General features: G+C 44.2%; 1 protein-coding gene. It reads right to left on the reverse strand.

Annotation, left to right across the window (positions count from 1 at the left end; genetic code table 11):
* Window positions 1-240: cadherin-like domain-containing protein (locus AB4138_RS23575; protein WP_372307933.1), on the reverse strand; the 240-nt coding region annotated here is incomplete at both ends.

Raw genomic sequence — 240 nt, forward strand, 5'->3', positions numbered from 1 at the left:
CCATTGAAGTTTTCATTTGGAGCAAAGGTGTACGTACCATTACCGTTATCAGTAAGAATACCGTCGCCACCGTCGTAGGTCACACTTTCAATAGTAAGGTTGTCACCTTCAATGTCGGTAGCGCCTGTTAATAGGTCTGCATCAGTGAAGATTAACGTGCCGTCTTCTTCAACACTGAATTGTTGGTCTTGTGGAACAGGTAAATCATTTACTGGGTTAACGGTCAGGTCTGCTGAAGCT

This window comes from Vibrio sp. 10N.286.52.C3 (assembly GCF_041468865.1).
Taxonomy (GTDB): domain Bacteria; phylum Pseudomonadota; class Gammaproteobacteria; order Enterobacterales; family Vibrionaceae; genus Vibrio; species Vibrio crassostreae_C.